Annotated in this window: 16 protein-coding genes and 1 tRNA gene; 14 read left to right on the top strand and 3 right to left on the bottom strand. The window is 64.2% G+C overall.

Going from position 1 to position 19,590, the window contains the following annotated elements; genetic code table 11:
* The first annotated feature begins 273 nt into the window (after positions 1 to 273).
* On the top strand, positions 274 to 666 hold the full coding sequence (locus Q0H23_RS01235) for a desulfoferrodoxin family protein (protein WP_293834852.1): 393 nt from the start codon (positions 274 to 276) through the stop codon (positions 664 to 666).
* A 200-nt stretch (positions 667 to 866) separates the two neighbouring features.
* Here Q0H23_RS01235 and Q0H23_RS01240 read toward each other — a convergent pair.
* Positions 867 to 942: transfer RNA gene (locus Q0H23_RS01240), tRNA-Thr, on the bottom strand.
* A 281-nt stretch (positions 943 to 1,223) separates the two neighbouring features.
* Here Q0H23_RS01240 and Q0H23_RS01245 point away from each other — a divergent pair.
* A complete protein-coding gene (locus tag Q0H23_RS01245; protein ID WP_293834854.1) occupies positions 1,224 to 1,889 on the top strand; it encodes an HAD family phosphatase in 666 nt (221 codons plus the stop codon).
* 48 nt (positions 1,890 to 1,937) lie between these two features.
* Entirely contained in the window at positions 1,938 to 2,996 is a 1,059-nt protein-coding gene (locus Q0H23_RS01250) for a DMT family transporter (protein ID WP_293834856.1), read from the top strand.
* Positions 2,997 to 3,115: 119 nt separating this feature from the next.
* On the opposite strand, the gene Q0H23_RS01255 is transcribed toward Q0H23_RS01250, so the two are convergent.
* Positions 3,116 to 4,186, bottom strand: coding sequence for a beta-eliminating lyase-related protein (locus tag Q0H23_RS01255; protein ID WP_293834859.1), 1,071 nt, complete (start codon positions 4,184 to 4,186; stop codon positions 3,116 to 3,118).
* Positions 4,187 to 4,513: 327 nt separating this feature from the next.
* Here Q0H23_RS01255 and hisS point away from each other — a divergent pair, with 327 nt between their 5' ends.
* From hisS to Q0H23_RS01290, 7 genes are all read left to right on the top strand, one after another.
* A complete protein-coding gene (hisS, locus tag Q0H23_RS01260) occupies positions 4,514 to 5,830 on the top strand; it encodes a histidine--tRNA ligase (protein WP_293834861.1) in 1,317 nt (438 codons plus the stop codon).
* A gap of 3 nt (positions 5,831 to 5,833) precedes the next feature.
* Entirely contained in the window at positions 5,834 to 6,589 is a 756-nt protein-coding gene (locus tag Q0H23_RS01265) for an RluA family pseudouridine synthase (protein ID WP_293834863.1), read from the top strand.
* 255 nt (positions 6,590 to 6,844) lie between these two features.
* Positions 6,845 to 8,467, top strand: a complete 1,623-nt coding sequence (locus Q0H23_RS01270; protein WP_293834865.1) for a 4Fe-4S dicluster domain-containing protein — start codon at positions 6,845 to 6,847, stop codon at positions 8,465 to 8,467.
* A gap of 430 nt (positions 8,468 to 8,897) precedes the next feature.
* On the top strand, positions 8,898 to 9,848 hold the full coding sequence (locus Q0H23_RS01275) for an alpha/beta fold hydrolase (RefSeq protein WP_293834867.1): 951 nt from the start codon (positions 8,898 to 8,900) through the stop codon (positions 9,846 to 9,848).
* 100 nt (positions 9,849 to 9,948) lie between these two features.
* Complete coding sequence (locus Q0H23_RS01280) at positions 9,949 to 10,275, top strand: HIRAN domain-containing protein (protein WP_293834870.1); 327 nt, start codon at positions 9,949 to 9,951, stop codon at positions 10,273 to 10,275.
* Positions 10,276 to 10,424: 149 nt separating this feature from the next.
* Positions 10,425 to 13,127 carry a valine--tRNA ligase gene (locus Q0H23_RS01285; RefSeq protein WP_293815672.1) on the top strand — a complete coding sequence of 901 codons (2,703 nt, stop codon included), beginning with the start codon at positions 10,425 to 10,427 and terminating at the stop codon, positions 13,125 to 13,127.
* Between the two features lie 8 nt (positions 13,128 to 13,135).
* Positions 13,136 to 13,726, top strand: a complete 591-nt coding sequence (locus tag Q0H23_RS01290; RefSeq protein ID WP_293834872.1) for a 5-formyltetrahydrofolate cyclo-ligase — start codon at positions 13,136 to 13,138, stop codon at positions 13,724 to 13,726.
* Positions 13,727 to 13,805: 79 nt separating this feature from the next.
* On the opposite strand, the gene Q0H23_RS01295 is transcribed toward Q0H23_RS01290, so the two are convergent.
* Positions 13,806 to 14,567 (bottom strand): IclR family transcriptional regulator, encoded by a 762-nt coding sequence (locus Q0H23_RS01295; RefSeq protein WP_293815637.1) that lies wholly within the window; start codon positions 14,565 to 14,567, stop codon positions 13,806 to 13,808.
* Positions 14,568 to 14,948: 381 nt separating this feature from the next.
* Here Q0H23_RS01295 and Q0H23_RS01300 point away from each other — a divergent pair, with 381 nt between their 5' ends.
* From Q0H23_RS01300 to Q0H23_RS01315, 4 genes are all read left to right on the top strand, one after another.
* A complete protein-coding gene (locus Q0H23_RS01300; RefSeq protein ID WP_293834875.1) occupies positions 14,949 to 16,463 on the top strand; it encodes an altronate dehydratase family protein in 1,515 nt (504 codons plus the stop codon).
* A 216-nt stretch (positions 16,464 to 16,679) separates the two neighbouring features.
* The gene (locus tag Q0H23_RS01305; protein WP_293815641.1) at positions 16,680 to 17,471 is read left to right on the top strand and encodes an SDR family oxidoreductase; all 792 of its coding nucleotides are present in this window, start codon (positions 16,680 to 16,682) and stop codon (positions 17,469 to 17,471) included.
* A gap of 26 nt (positions 17,472 to 17,497) precedes the next feature.
* On the top strand, positions 17,498 to 18,766 hold the full coding sequence (locus Q0H23_RS01310) for an MFS transporter (RefSeq protein WP_293834877.1): 1,269 nt from the start codon (positions 17,498 to 17,500) through the stop codon (positions 18,764 to 18,766).
* Between the two features lie 6 nt (positions 18,767 to 18,772).
* Entirely contained in the window at positions 18,773 to 19,570 is a 798-nt protein-coding gene (locus tag Q0H23_RS01315; protein WP_293834880.1) for an amidohydrolase family protein, read from the top strand.
* Positions 19,571 to 19,590: the final 20 nt, after the last annotated feature.

Below are 19,590 nucleotides of genomic sequence, written 5' to 3' on the forward strand. Positions count from 1 at the left end.
TGACGCATAACGAAACGGCATGCTTAGCTGGCGTAAGCGCGTCGAAAGCCCCGCTCGCCCAAACGCATATGTGGCAATTGCGCCTGACGTGTAAGGACGGGCGATCCGTGGGAAGAAGCTAGGTGAGAGGCGGGCTTGCTCGCCTGGCGCATGGCTTTTGCCTGCCGGTGCGCCGTGAGGGATAGGTCCGCTCTCTCGATACGGGGCGAACGCTCACTTCTGCCCGTCGCAGAGTGCCCGCTCGTCCAACACGTCAGAGAGAAAGGACGCATCATGGCCGAGCTCAAGTTCTTCCGCTGCAAGAAGTGCGGTGCCGTCCTGTGGTCCGCCGTGGACGGGGCATGCGTGCCCACGTGCTGCGGCGAACCGATGACGGAACTCCGCGCTGGTGAGACCGACGGCGCGCACGAGAAGCATGTGCCCGCGCTCGAGCTGGAGGGCGGAAAGCGCCTGCACGTTCGCGTGGGCGAGGTCGCTCATCCGATGCTCCCCGAGCACTACATCCAGTTCATTGCCATTGCGAGGCCGGACAGTACGGTCGAGTTCAAGCATCTGGCTCCGGGCGAAGCCCCAGAGGCGACGTTCTGCCTGCATGGCCAGACGAGCGCCACGGTCTACGAGTTCTGCAACCTGCATGGGCTCTGGAAGGCCGAGTACACGGCGTAGTCGCGAGTGCCAGTGCTTGGTTTTGACCGCGAATCCGGAGTCGGGCAATGGCTGCAACTGTTGGCGCAAAAGCATGACTCAGCGCGCTAATTAGGCGTCATAGCTGCAGCTTCCGGCTTGCTTGAGGCGGGTGCTGGCGGGGAACAGCTCGAGACAAACAAAAAGGCCAGGGGCGCGATGCCCCTGGCCTGAAATTACGCTGGAGCCAGCTACCAGACTTGAACTGGTGACCCCCGCTTTACGAGAGCGGTGCTCTACCAACTGAGCTAAGCTGGCGACTCCATGCGGTACGCGCTATCGCGCGCAGCGAATAGGAACTATAGCGGAAACACCCGTATTTGCGCAAGAAGTTTGCGAGAAAAACTTGACGAGACTTTTGGCAACCTGTCGTGCTCGCCGGTCTCGAATGTGTTCGCGCGATCGCGCTGCCGAATCGACCGCGCAAGCTCTCGTTTGCTGGCGTTGCGCGCGGGCACCCAGGATCTTTCGCCTTCGATCTGCTGTCCGTTACCTCTGCTAGAATCAACGACGCAAATCAACTAGCAGGGAGGATATTGATGGAGCGTCCGCAGAAGGTAGACTGTGTCCTGTTCGATTGTGACGGCGTCCTGGTGGACTCCGAGCCCGTCGCGGCTCGCCGTAACGTCAAGGTTTTTCACATGCTCGACATTCCAGCGACGTATGAGGACGCGCTGACGCTCTGTGGCTGTGACGGCGTCGCCGGCATTCCCGCCATTGCCGCCAAGTATGGCAAGGAGATGGACAAGGAGCGTTTCGAGGCCAAGACCACCGAGGCGCGCGATAACGGCATTCTCCCGCGCACCATCTATATCGATCCCACTCTCGAGCTCAACGAGGGCGTCCGCGATCTTCTCGTCAGCCTGCGCGAGAAGGGCGTCAAGTGTGGCCTCGTCTCCACCACCGTCGCCGCGCATGTCCTCGCGCTGCTCAACAGGTTTGGCCTTGTGTCGCTCTTCGACGTCATCATCGCGGGCGACATGGTGCAGAACAGGAAGCCCAACCCCGAGCCCTACCTTACCGCCATGGAGATCCTCGGTACCACGCCCGAGCATGCCGTGGTTGTCGAGGACTCTCCGACGGGCGTCGCCGCGGGCGTGGCCTCTGGCGCCTACGTGCTTGGCTATACGGGTTCGAGCGTCGTGCAAGACGTGAGCGCCGCCGCCGAGGTACTCGCCAGCTACGCTGAGTTCGACCTGGTATAGTCCATACGCTGCGATAACGCGAACGGAAGGGTTGAAAATAGGATGAGTGTGGACGGGGAGACCACGGTCGATATGGCCGTGGCCGAGATGGCCTCGGCAGAAATGGACGCAAACGGGTCCCCGGTGGATGAGGCGTCCGTGGCAAACCCAACTGCATCCGAGGCGGAGGGCCTCGACGCCCCTGTTTCCGAGGCCTCCGCCTCGACGCAGCGGGGTCTGCTCGAGTCCTCTGCCTTCAACAAGGCCCTCATCGTTGCTTGCGCGCTCGCCTGGGGCTTCTCGTTCTTCGTGATGAAGGACGTCACGGAGCTCTTCCCGGTGTTCTGGCTCCTTCTTGTTCGTTTTGGCATCTCGAGCGCGATCATGGCTGTCGTTTTCCGTAAGGCGATCTTCGCGAACCTCAACTTCTCCGTGGTAAAGACGGGCGTGCTGCTCGGCGTGCTCTATGGTGCCGGCTACATCTTCCAGACCTATGGCATCGTCTTTACCACGCCCGGCAAGAATGCCTTCCTGACCGGCGTGTATTGCGTGCTTGTGCCGTTTTGCGCCTGGGCGTTAGGACATGGGCGTCCGCGCCGCGTGAGCCTGATCGCCGCGTTCGTGAGCCTCGTGGGCGCCGGCTTTGTCGTGCTCGACAACGGCCTGCCGCTCAATGTGGGCGATGCCCTGACCCTCGCGGGCTCGGTGTTCTACGCGCTTGAGATGGTGGTCGTCTCGTCTGAGGGCCGAGGTAAGGATGTCTGGGCGCTCACCTTCTGGCAGTTCGTCACCATCACGTTGATTGTGGCCGTGGGGTTCCTCCTCGTCGAAGAGGCGCCTGCTCCTGCGCTCTACACGTTCGGCAACGTCGCTTCCCTGGTCTTCCTTGCCGTCGTGTGCTCATTCGGGACGCTTGCGCTTCTCAACTATGCCCTCACGAAGGTTGACCCAGCGAGCGGCTCGCTCCTCTCGTCGCTCGAGAGCCCGAGTGGTGTGGCGTTCTCCGTCGCGTTTGGTTATGAGAGCCTCACACCCAAGCTTTTGATCGGCTTCGTGCTCATCTTCGCGGGCATTGTCTTCTCCGAGGTGGGGGAGCGCCTCATCGAGCGCTGGCCGAGCCGGAGGTAGCTTGGGGGAGCCAGCGCGCGTTGCCGTGACACAAAGCGAAAAGCGCCGCAGTCCCAATTGGGCTGCGGCGCTTCTTTTGACGTGCGGGAACTGGCTCGCGAAGGTCGATCCGATGCCACTTAGGCGCTCAGCTTGCCTGCGAGCTCGAGGACCTCAGTCACGTCTGCGGTCTCCGTCGCCCAGGAGCAGACGAAGCGGATGACGCGGCGGCCGTCCTCCAGGACGTAGAAGGTCTCGCAACCCACGGCGGCCTCGAGAGCCTCGGTCTGCTCGGGCGTGGCCGTCACGAAGACCTGGTTGCTGGTGGAGTTGCCGTAGAGCTCATAGCCGGCGGAGACGAGACCCTTGCGAAGGGCGGTCGCCTGCTCGTTGGCGTGGTGGGCGAGCTGCCAGTAGAGCTCCTCCGAGCCATCCTCCTGCTTGGCGAAGGCAGCCTCGAACTGGGCGCCCATCAGAAAGCCCTTGGCGAGAAGACCACCGCGCTCCTTCTGGAGGAACGGGAAGGCCTCGCGTAGGCGCTCTGCGTGCTTGCTGTGACCGCAGATGACGACGGCCTCGCCCATGAGCATGCCGTTCTTCGTGCCGCCGATGTAGAAGGCATCGACGCGGCTGGCGATGTAGGGGAGGGTGAGGTCGTTGCCGGGAGCAGTGAGGGCGCTGCCGAGACGGGCGCCGTCGAGGAAGATGCCCAGGTCATGGCTGCGGGCCCAGTCGCAGATGGCGTCGAGGCGCTCGCGGTCCCAGACGCCGCCGAGCTCCGTCGTGTCGGTGATGTAGATGGCCGCCGGGCGCGTCATATGGCGGCCGGTGCCCATCTGGAACTGATAGACGCGCTCCGCCGCCTCGGGGCTGAGGAAACCGTCGCGATCGGTCGTGGGGAGGCTGGTGCGGCCGGTGGCGCCAAGCGCGCCCGTCTCGTGAACGATGATGTGCGCGTCAGGCGTGCAGATGACGCCCTCCCAGTCGCGGAGCATGCCGTTGAGGCAGATGACGTTGGCGCTGGTGCCGCCGATGCAGAACTCGACCATGGCGTCCGGGCACTCGCATGCGGCGCGGATGAGCTCGCGAGCGTGGTCGCAGTGGGCGTCGCCCTCCGAATAGCCCACGTTCTGCTCTGCACTCACGTGGCAGACGGCGTCGAGAATCTGGGGCGCGGCGCCCTCTGAGTAATCGTTGCGGAACAGGTGCATGGGTCCTCCTCGTCAAGCCGGTGTGGGAACTGCCTCGCCGGCTTCTCGAATTTAGTGCTTGCTGGAAGTCATGATAGCGTGACGAGGGCTTGCGGTGTGGTTTGCTTGGATATCTTGCCTCGGCGAGCTCTAGTGACTTCAGTAAAGCAGGCGATGCGGACACTAAATCAGAGCCTTTTGGGGCGGCCTAACCGGGTGCTTCGGAGAGGGAATGCGAGCAAATGGGGGCGATTGCCCTCGTGCTTGGTACACCTGGTTCGCGTCGTCAGGTGTGTCCATCCCTCGCGGTATACTAGCCGGGTTGAACCCGAGTGAGAGGATGCCACGATGGCGAACAAGGCAGAGGGCACCGAAGACCTGTTCGGCGCACGTATGCGTGCCTGGGAGCACATGCAGAAGACGGCCCGCGAGACGTTCGAACCCTATGGCTTCGGCGCCATCGAGACGCCGGCGATGGAGCAGGTCTCCACGTTCGTGCATGGCATCGGCGAGTCGACGGACGTCGTGCGCAAGGAGATGTTCCGCGTCTTCTCCGGCGCCCTGCTCGACCGCGTCTTCCAGGCCGGCGACGAGAGCGGCCTCAAGCCCAAGCAGCGCCTCGCCATGCGTCCCGAGGGCACGGCGGGCGTCGTTCGCGCCGCCGTCGAGAACAACTTCGTCCCGCAGGGCGGCGCGCCCGTGAAGCTGTGGTACGCAGAGCCGATGTTCCGTGGCGAGCGTCCGCAGAAGGGACGTCTCCGCCAGTTCCACCAGGTGGGCGTCGAGTGGCTGGGCGCCCCCGATCCGGCGGCTGACGCCGAGTGCATCATCATGCTGATGGACTTCTACAAGGCCCTCGGCATCGACCCCGCTCACCTCCACCTCGCCATCAACTCGATGGGCGACGCCGCGTGCCGTCCCGCCTATCGCGAGAAGGTTCGCCAGTTCATCCTCGACCACTCTGACGAGATGTGCGACGAGTGCCGCGAGCGTGCGGAGATCAACCCACTGCGCGCCTTCGACTGCAAGAACGCTCACTGCCGCGAGGTCATGGCGGACGCCCCGCTCGCCCACGAGAACCTTTGCGAGGAGTGCGCCGCCCACTACGAGCAGGTGAAGCGCTACCTCGACGAGGCGGGCATCGCCTACGAGGAGGACCCGACGCTCGTCCGCGGCCTCGACTACTACACGCGTACCGTCTTCGAGGTCGACTACACGCCCGATCCGGCCATCGGCGCCATCGGTGGCGGCGGCCGCTATGACGGCCTCATGGAGCTCGAGGGCGGCAAGCCCACGCCTGGCATCGGCTTTGCCGTTGGCTTCGAGCGCATCATGCTCGCCCTCGAGGCGGAGGGCGTCGACCTCGGTGGCGTGGAGCCTTCCTGCGTCTACGTTGCCGGCACCGAGGCCGAAATGCGCCCGGCGGTCTTCTCGGCCACGCTTGCGCTTCGCCGCGCTGGCATTCGTACCGAGGCGGACTACCAGGGCCGCAGCCTCAAGGCGCAGTTCAAGCAGGCCGACAAGCACAACGCCGTGCTCTGCGTGGTCATCGGCCCTGACGAGGTCGCCGCTGGCACCGCCACGATTCGCGACATGAAGACCCACGAGCAGACGAGCGTCGCCATGGCGGAGCTCGCCTCCGCCGTCGCCGAACGCCTGGCCTAGGGCGTGGCGCGCACATACGACAACGCCTCCGCGGGCGCGAGCGGGCTCTCTGGCGAGGGCCTGGCCGCGCCCGCGGTCGTCTACGAGGACGAGTGGCTGCTCGCGGTGGACAAGCCCGCGGGCATCATCGTGCATGGCGATGGCACGGGCGCGGCCTCGCTCACGGACCTCGCCCGTGCGCATCTCGAGCGCGAGGGGAGGGCCGAGGCCGCATCGCAGCTCCAGGCCGTGCAGCGCCTCGACCGCGACACTACGGGCCTCGTGCTGTTCAGCCTGGACAAGGCCGTGCAGCCCAAGCTCGACGCGCTCGTGGCGAGCCATGACGGCATCGAGAAGCGCTACCTCGCCATCGTCCGCGGCGAGCTGCCGGAGGGCCTGCGCGAGATAGACGCGCCCCTCGCTCGCGACCGCCACGACGCGCGTCGCATGCGCGTGGACGCGCACGGCAAGTCCAGCCTCACGCTCGTGCGTCGCCTTGCGGTTGCCGGTGCGCGCGGCAAGCGCGTCTCGCTCGTCGAGCTTACGCTCAGGACGGGTCGCAAGCACCAGATTCGCGTCCACCTCTCGAGTCGCGGCTACCCGATCGTGGGAGACCCTCTCTATGGCGTGCCGGCGGACCGAGGCGGCCGCGTGCCGCTTATGCTGCACGCCGCGCGCGAGACGCTCGTGCATCCTGCGACGGGCGAACGGCTGGTTTTGGCCGGCGAGTGGCCCGAACGTTTCTCGAATCTCGGTTTCGCGTCGCGGGAAATCGAGTAGCAGGCAATGCTGCCTGGCAATATGGCGGTGTTGTGGCCGAGTCGTTCCGTATGACGAACGCCATTCCGTATTTCTCACGCAATGCTCGAGTTGCTATGCCTGAGCTGCTAAGATGGTCACGAATGACTGGACATTCACGGGCGTGGGTTCCGCGCGCCGCGAATGCCAGATTGCTTGCGCGAGACGCCCGCCATGGGGATGGCGCACGCCTCGTGGTCCCATTGGGATGGGGCAACCTTCAAGGAGAGGACGCTTATGTCTGGAACCATGCGTGGCGTGTATACAAATCTGACCGAGATTCGTCGCAGGGTCTTCGCTGAGGTGGCGAAGATCGCCTATGACGCCGGTGGCGATAACGCGGAGGAGGGGCTCGACTCCATCGCGCACAACCTCCGCAACCTGCCCTATGAGATCATCCCTGGCGATGTGGCGACGTACCGCGAGTCCGTCTTCCTCGAGCGCGCCATCGTTCAGGAGCGCATCCGCCTCGCTATGGGTCTCCCGCTCCAGGACCTCGATCGTCCGGAGAGCGTGACGGAGGGCCTCAAGAAGGCCGCGGTGCCCGAGACCTACTATGAGGCGCCGCTGGTCAACGTTATCAAGTTCGCTTGCAACGCCTGCGAGGACAACGTCTATCGCGTCATGCCCAACGCCTGCCAGGGCTGCCTCGCGCACCCGTGCCGCGAGATCTGCCCCAAGGGCGCCATCACGTTCAAGGACAAGAAGGCCTTCATCGACCACGAGAAGTGCATCAAGTGCGGTCGTTGCGCGAGCGTCTGCCCCTACCAGGCAATCCATCACCACGTGCGCCCCTGTGCTGATGCCTGTGGCATGCACGCTATCGGCTCCGACGAGCACGGCCGCGCCGAGATCGACTACGAGAAGTGCGTCTCCTGCGGCCAGTGCCTCGTGAACTGCCCGTTTGGTGCCATCGCCGACAAGAGCCAGATCTTCCAGACGATCATGGCCATCAATGCCGGCGACGAGGTCATCGCCGAGGTCGCGCCCGCGTTCGTGGGCCAGTTTGGCGGCAAGGGCAACGTCGACAAGCTTCGCGAGGCCTTCAAGGATCTTGGCTTTGCCGGCATGGAGGAGGTCGCGCTTGGCGCGGACCTCTGCACCGTCGAGGAGGCGGAGGACTTCCTCAAGGAGGTTCCTGAGAAGATCCCGTTCATGGGCACCTCGTGCTGCCCCGCGTGGTCCGTCATGGCGAAGAAGGAGTTCCCCGAGCACGCGGGATGCGTCTCGATGGCCCTCACCCCGATGACGCTCACGGCGAGGCTTATTCGCAAGCAGCACCCCAACGCCAAGATCGTCTTCGTTGGCCCGTGCTCTGCCAAGAAGCTCGAGGCCATGCGTAGGAGCGTGAAGAGCGAAGTCGACTTCGTACTGACCTTCGAGGAGATGGCCGGCATGATGCGTGCCAAGGACATCGACTACACGAGCCTCGCTGGCGAGGGCGGCGACTTTGAGGTCGCCAGCGCTGACGCCCGCGGCTTTGCCGTGGCTGGCGGCGTTGCGAACGCCGTGGTCAACGCGATTCACCGTCGCCATCCTGACCGCGAGGTCAACGTCGTAAACGCAGAGGGCCTGGACGAGTGTCGCAAGATGATGAAGGCCGCTGTGAAGGGCAAGTACAACGGCTACCTGCTCGAGGGCATGGCGTGCCCGGGTGGCTGCGTTGCCGGCGCGGGCACGCTTCAGGCGGTTGCCAAGACGGCGGGCGCGGTGAAGATGTACGCCAAGAAGAGCGAGCGCAAGAACGCCACGGAGAACGCCTACTGCGACCTGATCCCCGAGCTCGAGCGTCCCGAGGACGGCAAGCACGGTGACGAGCTTGTCGCCGAGAGCACCGAGGCCTCGGTTCCCAAGAAGTAGCTAGGACTGGCATAGCGCCGCTGGTGGCGGCGTCGCGCGGGGACGTTTCCCGTGCGGCGCCGCTTTCGTTTGCGCGCACCGGGCGCGGAGGTGCGGCGCGGTGGCGAGGTGCGGCCGCGCGGTGGCGCGCGGTGGCGCGGCGTTCGCCAAAACCTACCTCTTGTAACGTTTCTGCGCCGAAATTGGGCCCGAACCCTTACAAGAGGTAGGCGCTGACGCACGACGTCGGGCGTGGCACTGCCGCGCGGCACCCGAGCGCGTGACGACCGAGCGCACGACGCCGGGCGAGGCACTGCCGCGCGGCACCCGAGCGCGCGGCACCCAGCCAAGCGGCGACGCCGGAGCGGACGTCGTGTGGTTGCGGTGGCGGCGGCCCGCTTCCGCGCCACGTGGGTATAAGCCACTCAAGACTATTCCGTCAGGAGGACGCATGCTCACCACCACGCTCACGTATCCAAGCCACGATGGCACCTCGACCATCCGCGCGCTTCTCTGGGAGCCAGACGCTGCCGTCAAGCCGGATTTCGCGCCGCGCGCCGTGGTCCAGCTCGTCCATGGCATGGCGGAGCACGTCGAGCGCTATGCGCCCTTCGCGGAGCACCTCGTGGGTGAGGGCTTCGTCGTCTGCGCGAACGATCACGTGGGCCATGGCAAGACGGCCTCCTCGGAGGCAGACCTCGGCCACATGCCACTCGAGGGTGGCGAGGACGTGCTGGTGGAGGACGTGCACGCGCTTCGCGAGCTGGTGGGGGAGCGCTATCTGGCGGATGTCCCGCATGTCATCTTCGGTCACTCAATGGGCAGCTTCGTCACGCGCGTCTACCTCACGCGCCATGCCGAGGGTCTGAGCGCGGCCGTGCTTTGTGGGACTGGCCAGCAGCCACATGCCCAGGCGGCCGCCGGTAAGACGCTGACGCGCGTGATGGCGTCCCTTCGCGGCGAGCGCTATGTGAGCAAGCTCATCGATTCGATGGGTGCTGGCGCCTACGCCAAGGCCATCAGGGACGCACGCACGAACGTCGATTGGATCGCCACAGACCCTGAGGTCGTGGACGAATACCAGGCGGACCCCCTCTGCGGCCAGCCGTTCACCGTGGGCGCCTACCACACCCTTTCCTGCCTCGTCGCCGACGCGACGGATGAATCGCTTGCTCGTCGCGTGCCGGCAGGTCTTCCTCTGTACTTCATTGCTGGCGCCGAGGACCCGGTGGGCGATCGCGGCCGTGGCGTGCGCGCGGCGGTGAGCGAGTACAGGAATGCCGGCGTTCGCCTCGTCGAGCTCACGATCTATCCGGGTGTCCGTCACGAGATTCTGAACGAGCCCATCAAGGAGAAGGTCATGTCCGATGTCGTGGACTTCCTCTCCCGCCAGGGCCTCTAGCTTGGGCGTTGCGCCGGTCTCGCTTTAATGTCCGCATCGACTCGTAAGGTTGTCTTAACGAGGGGGAGGCAAAGGAGCCGCCCCACATGAGGAGGCAACCATGTACGAGCCGTCACGCCACATCACGTCGTTCAACATCGCCGGTTTTCAGCACTGGGATGGCGCCCTCGTCCTGTCAGAGCTCAAGCCTGGCATGCGGCTCACGCTCGTCCCCGAGCCTGACAATCCCTATGACCCCAACGCTGTCGCCATCCTGTTCCAGGGCGTCAAGCTTGGCTTCGTGCCCGCGGATAAGAACGCGCTCCTCGCCCAGCTTCTCCACTTTGGTCACACTGGCGTGATCGAGTGCCGCGTTCAGCAGGTCGATCCCGAGGCAAAGACCTGGAACCAGGTGTTCGTGGGCCTGTTCATGGTCGACGCGCGCTAGAGAGTTGACAAAGGGACTGTCCCTTTGTCACCTTTTCCGCAATGGCGTACTCGTCCCCCACGCACGTGTTATCCTGAACAGCTAGTTGTACACGTGCGAGAGGATGGCTTTTCGTGGCAGAGAACACCCCCTCGGCCCAGGCGGCCGAGATGCCCAAGACATATGACCCGGCAACCACCGAGCCTGCGCTCATTGACCAGTGGATCAACGCTGGCTGCTATCAGCGCAGCAAGGGTGTAGGCGACTGCACCGTCGTCATCCCGCCGCCCAACGTCACCGGCGTGCTCCACATGGGCCATGCCATGGATGACTCGATTCAGGACACCATCATTCGCTACAACCGCATGCGCGGCCGTTCCACTCGCTGGATCGTCGGCACGGACCACGCGGGTATCGCCACCCAGACCAAGGTGGACAAGAAGCTCAAGGCGGAGGGCATCTCCCGTCTCGAGATCGGCCGCGAGAAGTTCCTCGACGCCTGCTGGGATTGGCGCCGCGAGTACGGCGGAACCATCATCAAGCAGATTCGCCGCATGGGCTGCTCGGTCGACTTCTCTGACGAGCGCTTCACGATGGACCCGGATTACGCCAAGGCCGTCCGCAAGGTCTTCTGCGACTGGTACCACGACGGCCTGATCTATCGCGGCAAGCGCATCGTCAACTGGTGCCCCTCCTGCACCACCGCCATCTCCGATGACGAGGCCGAGTACAAGAACGAGAAGGGCCACCTCTGGCACCTCCGCTACCCGCTCACCGAGCCGGTGAACGGCCAGGAGTACATCGTGGTCGCCACCACGCGCCCGGAGACCATGCTCGGCGACACGGGCGTGGCCGTCAGCCCGTCTGATCCGGAGAAGGCCGCCTTCGTGGGCAAGACCGTCATGCTGCCCATCGTGAACCGCGAGATCCCCATCTTCTCGGACTATCACGTCGACAAGGATTTCGGCTCCGGCTTCGTGAAGGTCACCCCGGCGCATGACCCCAATGACTACGCCATGGGCCAGGCGCACGACCTCCCACAGATCAACATCTTCGACGAGCACGCCGTCGTCGTCGATGGCTACGGCGAGTTCACGGGCATGAACCGCGACGAGTGCCGCGAGGCCGTTATCGCCTGGTTCGAGGAGCATGGCCTGCTCGACCACGTCGACGAGCTCGAGCACTCCGTCATGCACTGCTATCGCTGCGACGCGGCCCTCGAGCCGTGGCTGTCCGAGCAGTGGTTCGTCGCCGTCGACAAGCTCAAGGGCCCGGCACTTGACGTCGTGAAGTCTGGCGAGGTCAAGTTCCACCCCGCTCGTTGGACTGACACCTACACCACCTGGATGGAGAACCTGAAGGACTGGTGCATTTCCCGTCAGCTCTGGTGGGGCCACCGCATCCCCGTCTTCTACTGCGAGGACTGCGGTTGGGAGGACGCCTGCATGGATGACGTCCACGAGTGCCCGCACTGCCACGGCAAGCACGTCCACCAGGACGAGAACGTCCTCGACACCTGGTTCTCCTCGCAGCTGTGGACCTTCGCCACGCAGGGCTGGCCGGATCACCCGGAGCAGATGGAGGGCCACCACCCCACGACGGCGCTCGTCACCGCCCGCGACATCATCGCGCTGTGGGTCGCCCGCATGATCATGAGCTCGCTCTACTTCACCAAGGAGATCCCGTTCAAGGACGTGGTCATCTACGCCACGATCCTCGCCAAGGACGGCAGCCGCATGTCCAAGTCCAAGGGCAACGGCGTGAACCCGATGGACCTCATTGCCAAGTATGGTGCTGACGCCATGCGCTTCAATCTCCTGACGCTCATCACCAACAACCAGGACGTCAAGTTCGATGCCAACATCGACAAGAAGACGAAGGAGCTCATCGACAGCCCGCGCACTGAGCAGGCCAAGAGCTTCGTCACGAAGATCTGGAACGCGAGCCGCTTCGTCCTCATGAACATGGACGGCTACACGCCCGGTCCCGCCAAGGCCGCCACGCCCGAGGACGCCTGGATGCTCAGCCGCCTCGCCAAGATGGTGTCTGAGTCGACCAACCGCCTCGAGTCCTATGAGCTCGGTGACTACGCCCGCGAGCTCCAGAGCTTCTTCTGGGGCGAGGTCTGCGACTGGTACATCGAGCTTTGCAAGGGTCGTCTGCTCGACGGCGAGGGCGAGGAGCGCCTGCAGGTCCAGCGCAACCTCGTCTACGTCCTCGACGCGTCGCTGCGCATGCTGCACCCGGTCATGCCGTTCGTGACCGAGAGCGTGTGGGACACCATGCCCGCCAGCGAGCTCGATGCTGACGGCGAGGGCAACTACGCCGCGCATGCCGGCCGCTTCCTCATGATGGCCGCTTGGCCCGAGCCCGAGGCTCTTGCCGCCTTCGTCGATGACGAGGCCGAGTCCACGTTTGACATCGCTCGTCGCCTGGTCGCCGGCGTTCGCTCCGCTCGCGCCCGCTACAAGCTCTCTCCCAAGACCGAGCTTGCGGTCGTCGTCCGTACTGGTGCCGATGCCGTCTCCAAGCTCGCCAGCCAGACTGACTTCGTCAAGAGTGTCGGCCGCGTGAGCGAGCTCACCGTCGCCGAGGATGCCGAGAAGCCCGCCGCCTCCGTCACGCTCGTCGAGAGCGACTTCGAGGCCTTCGTTGTCATGGGCGACCTCGTCGATTTCGCCGCCGAGGGCAAGAAGCTCGAGAAGGACCTTGCCAAGGCTGAGAAGGAGCTCGCTGGCGTCGAGCGCACCCTCTCCAACGAGGGCTTCCTCGCCAAGGCGACGGCCGAGGTCGTCGCTGCCAAGCGCGAGCGTGCCGCCGATCTTACCGCCACGGTCGAGCGCATCAAGGCCCAGCTCGCGGACCTCGCCTAAGGCGATCCGTGGCTACCGTGCCACTCGATAAGAAACAGCTGAGGACCCAGCTCCTGGCACTTCGCCGGGGGCTGGGTCCTTCCGTTCGCGCCGAGGTCGACGCGCGGATTGCGGCTGCCGTGATGGCGACCGAGGAATGGCGCGAGGCTCCGGCGGTTCTCGCGTACCTCTCCGTGAGGGATGAGGTCGATACGCGCGAGCTCGTGCGCCTTGCCTGGGATGCCGGTAAGGTGGTGGCGGCACCGCGCGTGACGGGTCCTCGCTCTCTCGCGTGGTATCGCGTCGAGGCGGGCGACGAGCTCGAAGCAAGCGCGATGGGCATCGAAGAGCCGGTGGCGCGCGGGGAGCGGCGCGTCGACCCTGCGTGCCTCGGTGAGCACTCGGTCGCGCTCGTTCCAGGTCTCGCCTTTGACGAGATGGGCTACCGCCTGGGTTATGGCGGCGGCTTCTATGACGCGTTCCTCGAGCGATTCAGGGGCGTCTCCATCGGGCTTTGTCGGGATGCGGTGCTGATGCCGTCCCTCGCCGACATGGGTGCCCTCGAGACACACGACCGTGCCGTCGGCATCGTCGCCACCGAGAGCCGCCTACTTCGCTAGCGCTTTTGACCCGCCCCGCGAATGCTTGTGGCCCGCTCCGCGTATCGATGACCGAGCGTTGACTTGGTCTGAGCCGTCCCTACGCCAGCACGCGCTCCATATGGCGCTTGGCGCGCGAGAGCGCCTCCTTGATGAGCTCCTGCTTGTCTTCGGTGAGGCGATAGGAGGGCGTCGTAACTGACAATCCGTACTGAATCGTGCCATGGCTGCGTATGCCTATGCCGATGCACTGAACGGCCTTCGTCGCCTCTTCCCGGTCATAGGCGAAGCCCTCGTTCCTTATCTCGGCAAGCTGGTCGATGAACTCATCGACAGTTCGCACCGTGGCGTCGGTGGGTCGCTCGAGCGGCTCATGGAGCATCGCGCGCACTTTCTCCTCGTCCATTTCGCTTACGAGCGCCTTGCCGATCGCCGTGTAGTGGATGGGCAGCGTCTTACCGATGCTCGAGGTGAGGCGCACGGGCTGGGGCGAGTCCACCTTGGCGATGTAGAGCACACGACCACGGTCGAGAACGCCGAGCTGACAGGTCTCCCCGCATGCGTTCGTTACGTCTCGCATCGCTGCCATGAACAGGCTTATCGAGGTGCTCTCGCGATCGAACGACTTGCCGAGCAGATACGTCTTGAGGCCGATGGAGTAGCGCTTCGTCGTGTCGTCATAAGCGACGTAGCTGGTATCGGCCATCGTGTGCAGGATGGGGGAGAGGCTCCCCTTGGGCGCGTTCACCTCGCGGCAGATCTCTGCCATCGTGAGTCCCTCGGAAGCGTTCGCAAGCGCCTCGAAGATATCGAGAACGCGCTTTGTCGAGCGATGTTGGGTCTTATCCTCATCCGTTGTCATTTTTTGAGCTCCCTTGGGGCAAAAGTCGGGTCCGGAGGCCATGCGCGCAGCCTCGGTTCTTCAGGTTTCTAGTCATTGGGGCAAAAGCCGGGTCCGGAGGCCATGCGTGCGGCCTCGGCTATTCAGGTTCCTAGTCATTCTTAGCACTGATTCCTAGAGTTCGCAAATACGAACGCCGTTCGCAGAGAAATTACTACCGCCCACGGATACCCGGAGCGCCACCCTTTCACGCGCCAAGCGATAGAATTACCCTGCAATTGCAATTTGGGAACGAGGTTCGCATATCCGAACAAAACGGATTCAGGCAACACCAACGGATGCCAGGCGCTGCGCTTGGTCTTTGTGGGCAATGAACCGTCCCAGAAAGAGGGAGGATCGTTCATGAGAAACGGCGTCATCATCGACGAGAAGGACAACGTCGTCGTCGCCATTCACGAGCTCGAGGCTGGCACTGACGTCGCCTATCCGCTGCCTGGCGGAGGCGAGGGCCATGTCGTGACTCGCGAGCACATTCCGCTGTTCCACAAGATCGCGCGCACGGATATCAAGCGTGGCGAGAAGGTCATGAAGTACGGCGAGTACATCGGTGTCGCCACCGCTGACATCGCGGCGGGCGAGCATGTGCACACGCACAACTGCTCCAGCTCCGATGACCTCAAGGACACGGATGCCAACGACGTGACCTCCGCTGCCTCCGACGCCATTTCTCCTGTGGCCGCGCCCAAGTCCACCCGCACCTTCCGCGGCTACCGTCGAGCGGACGGTCAAGTGGGCATCCGCAACCACGTGCTCGTCCTCCCCACGAGCATCTGCGCCTCTGACACCACGGAGCGCATCGCCCGCGCCGTCAGCGGCTGCGTGACGTTCCACAACCAGAACGGCTGCAGCCAGGTGAACGTCGACCAGCAGCTCACGCTCGACACGCTCGCTGGCCTTGCGGCAAACCCCAACGTCTATGCCGTGCTTGCCGTCTCGCTCGGCTGCGAGGGCTGCCAGAATGACCTCGTCATCGATGCCATCCGCAAGCGCTGCGACAAGCCCGTCCGCTCGCTGATCATCCAGAAGGTCGGCGGTTCCATCAAGGCCGTCGAGGAGGGCACGCGCATCGCCCGCGAGCTCGTCCGCGCCGCAAGCCTGTGCGAGCGAGAGGACGTGCCGGTCTCCGAGCTCATCTTTGGTACCAACTGCGGCGGCTCCGACACCTCGAGTGGCCTGGGCTCCAACCCGCTCATCGGCGAGGTGTCCGACTGGATGGTCTCGCAGGGCGCCACGACCGTCCTGTGCGAGACGCCCGAGCTGTTCGGCGGCGAGCACATCCTCGCGCGCCGCGCCTCCACGCCCGAGGTGGGCGAGCAGATCCTCAAGATCGTGCGCGACTACGAGAAGTACGTGCAGATGTTCGGCGCCGAGATGCGTGAGGGCAACCCCAGCCCCGGCAACATGGCCGGCGGTCTGACGACGCTCGAGGAGAAGTCCCTCGGCTGCATCCACAAGGCGGGTCACAGCCCCATCAACGCCGTCTATCCCTATGCGGCTAAGCTCAAGAGCCACGAGGGCCTCGTCATCATGGACACGCCGGGCAACGATCCGTCCAGCGTGGGCGGCATCATCGCCGGCGGTTGCCAGCTCGTGATCTTCTCGACGGGTCTCGGCACGCCCACGGGCAATGCCATCGCGCCTGTGCTCCGCATCACGGCCAATGGCCGCACGGCCCAGACCATGGCCGATAACATCGACTTCGACGCGCAGGCCACGATCTATGGGCCCGAGTCCATGGAAGAGCTTCGCGACCGCCTCATCGACCAGATCATCGCCGTCTGCAATGGCGAGCCTACCTGCGCCGAGGCACTTGGCTACACCGAGACGGCTCTCCCGCACCTGTGCAACTACATGTAACAAAGACACGCCTGGTTGATTCGCTCTAGCTGCCTTTGCGAGCGGATCACACCAAGCAGTCCCGGGGGCGCCAGTTACCGCCGAAGGCGTCGCCGTCGCAAACACTAGGCATCACCGTGGGTCAAACCGCGTGATACATACGACGCAGCCCCCCAATAGCTGCGTCAGGACAAGTACCGGGGAAGGAATACCCGGAACAACCAGAAGGAGCGCATCATGGATCTTCATCTCGAGGGCAAGGTCGTTTTCGTCACTGGTGGCTTCAAGGGCATCGGCAAGGGCATCGCTCTGCAGCTTGCTCGTGAGGGCGCTGTCCCCGTGGTCCTGAACCGCAAGGACGGTGTCGAGGACGAGTTCCGCGCCGAGATCTCCGAGATCACCAAGACGTTCGAGATGTACTACATCGACCTCAACGACACCGATGCCATCAAGCCCATCGTCGAGGAGGTCTACAAGAAGTATGGCCACATCGACGGCGTCGTGAACAACGCTGGCCGCAACGACAACCTCGAGCTTGAGACCACGAGCTGGCAGGACTTCGAGAAGTCCCTGCACGGCAACCTCACGCACTACTTCGAGCTCGTCCACGAGACCTGCCCGTACCTCAAGGAGTCCAAGGGCTCCATCGTGAACATCGCTTCCAAGGTCGCTCTCACCGGCCAGGGCAAGACGACGGCCTACGCCGCCGCCAAGGGCGCCATCCTCGGCCTCACCCGTGAGTGGGCCGCCGCTCTCGTCCACGACTCCGTGCGTGTCAACGCCATCGTCGTCGCCGAGGCCTGGACGCCGCTGTACGCCAACTGGATCAAGACCTTCGGTGACGAGGAGGCCCAGCAGAAGCGTCTGTCCCTCATCACGGACCGCATCCCGCTGGAGCACCGCATGACCTCCACCGAGGAGATTGCCGACACCACGTGCTTCCTGCTCTCCGACCGCTCCAGCCACACCACCGGCCAGTGGTGCAACGTCGACGGCGGCTACGTCAACCTCGACCGCGCGATTGACTAGTCCGCGGTCTGAAAGAGGGCTTTCGAATGTCTGATCCCACCAAGAAGGCGAGCTCGAAGGGTTCTGCGGCGACCGTCGCCATCGTCCTCGTTACTTCGCTGTTCTTCGTCTGGGGCCTGACCATGAACCTGGTCAATGCCCTGAACAGCCCCATGGCTAACTACCTGGAGCTTTCCGGTACTGAGGCGAGCCTCCTGCAGGTCGCTTACTACGGCGCCTATTTCGTGATGGCCATTCCCGCCTCCATCGTGGCCAAGAAGTTTGGCTACAAGGGTGGCGTCATCATGGGCCTCGCCCTGTTCGTGCTCGGCTCGCTCGTCACCGTGCCTGCCACTAACGTTGCCTCGTACGGCATGTTCCTGCTCGCCATGTTCGTGATCGCGGCCGGTGCCTCGACGCTCGAGACCAACTGCAACCCCTACATCACCAAGCTTGGCGACGAGCAGCACGAGTCCATGCGTCTGAACCTCGCCCAGTCCTTCAACGGCGTTGGCAACATCGTGGGCCCGCTCATCCTCTCGCAGTTCCTCGGCAGCACCGTCGCCGCGGGCCAGCCGGGATTCGCCGAGGCGAAGCTGGCGTTCCTCTCCAGCATGCGCGGCATGTACATCGTGATCGCCGTCGTGCTCGCCATCGTGCTTGCCATCTTCCTCTTCGTGAAGCTCCCGACGCCTCCCGGTGACGAGGAGGAGGCTGCGAACGCCTCTGCCGAGAAGGTCACCTTCGGCTCCATGCTCAAGCGTCCCTACTTTGCGCTTGGCGTTCTTGCGGAGTTCATCTTCATCGGCCTGCAGGTCGCCGGCATGTCGCTGTTCTCCACCTTCGCGATGCAGCAGTGGCCTGGCATGACCGCCGGCACCGCCGCGGCGTACCTCTCGATCCTCTCGCTGCTGTTCACCGTGGGCCGCTTCGTCTCCACGCCGATCATGGCCAAGGTCGACGCCGGTAAGCTGCTCGGCGTCTATATGACCGTTTCCGCCGTGCTCTTCTTCGTCGCGTTCCTCGGCCTTGGCCCGGTCTCGGTCATCGCGATGATCGTGTCGTACCTGTTCGTCTCCATCGGCTACCCGGTCGTCTTCTCGCTTACACTCACGGGCTTCCAGGGCTCTGCCGTCAAGACCGGTTCCTCCGCGCTCGTCATGTCGATCGTGGGCGCCGCCCTCATTCCGCTGCTGATGAGTGCCATTGCCGATGCCGCTGGCATCAACGTCGCACTGCTCGTCGCGGTCCCGGGCTTCCTCTACGTCGCCTGGTATGGCCTGTTTGGCTGCAAGATCGGTCTGGAAAGGAAGTAGCTCAACATGTCTGATCTCAAGGTTGTCGATTCCCACTTCCACGTGTGGAACCTCGATACGCAGAGCCTGCCCTGGCTTGACGGCACCGACGGCACCATCACCCACACCTACAAGGTGGAGGACCTCGAGGCTGAGTATGCCCGCCAGGCTGGCGTGGAGTTCGTCGGTGGCGTGTACGTCGAGGTAGACTGCGCTGACCACGAGGCCGAGGACAAGATCGCCTACGATCTCAAGGCCGCCCACCCCAAGATGCTCGCCTGCATGCTTCGCAGCGACGTCTCCCCGTGGATGCGCGTCCCCGCGTTTGCCGCCGGCATTCGCGAGCCGCTCCACATCGACTCCGAGCCCAAGGGCCGTTGCCTCGAGTCCAGCTTCGTCGAGGGCCTGCACACGCTGGCCGCCAAGGGCCTGCCGTTTGAGTCCTGCAACCGCGTGAACGAGCTCGAGGACGCCTACGAGGCATTCGCCCAGGCGCCCGAGGAGACCGTCATCCTGAACCACCTCGGCAACGTCGAGGCGCTCACGCCGGAGTGGTGTGCGGTCATGAAGAAGTTCGCGACCCTGCCGAACCTCTACGTGAAGGTCTCTGGCTTCCCCACGGCCGACAAGCAGTTCGTCTCCGAGCTGCTCAAGTTCACGCGCGACACGTTCGACCCCAAGAAGCTCCTGTACGCGTCCAACTGGCCCGTCGTCAAGCTCTACAGCTCCTTCGACGAGCACTTCCAGACGCTGCGCGACGCGTTTGGCGACGACGAGGACTTCTTCATGAACAACGCCGTGCGTGCGTATGGCCTCGAGCTCTAAGCTGGCTGTCTCGCACACCC

This window comes from uncultured Parolsenella sp., from assembly GCF_934660935.1.
Taxonomy (GTDB): Bacteria; Actinomycetota; Coriobacteriia; order Coriobacteriales; family Atopobiaceae; genus Parolsenella.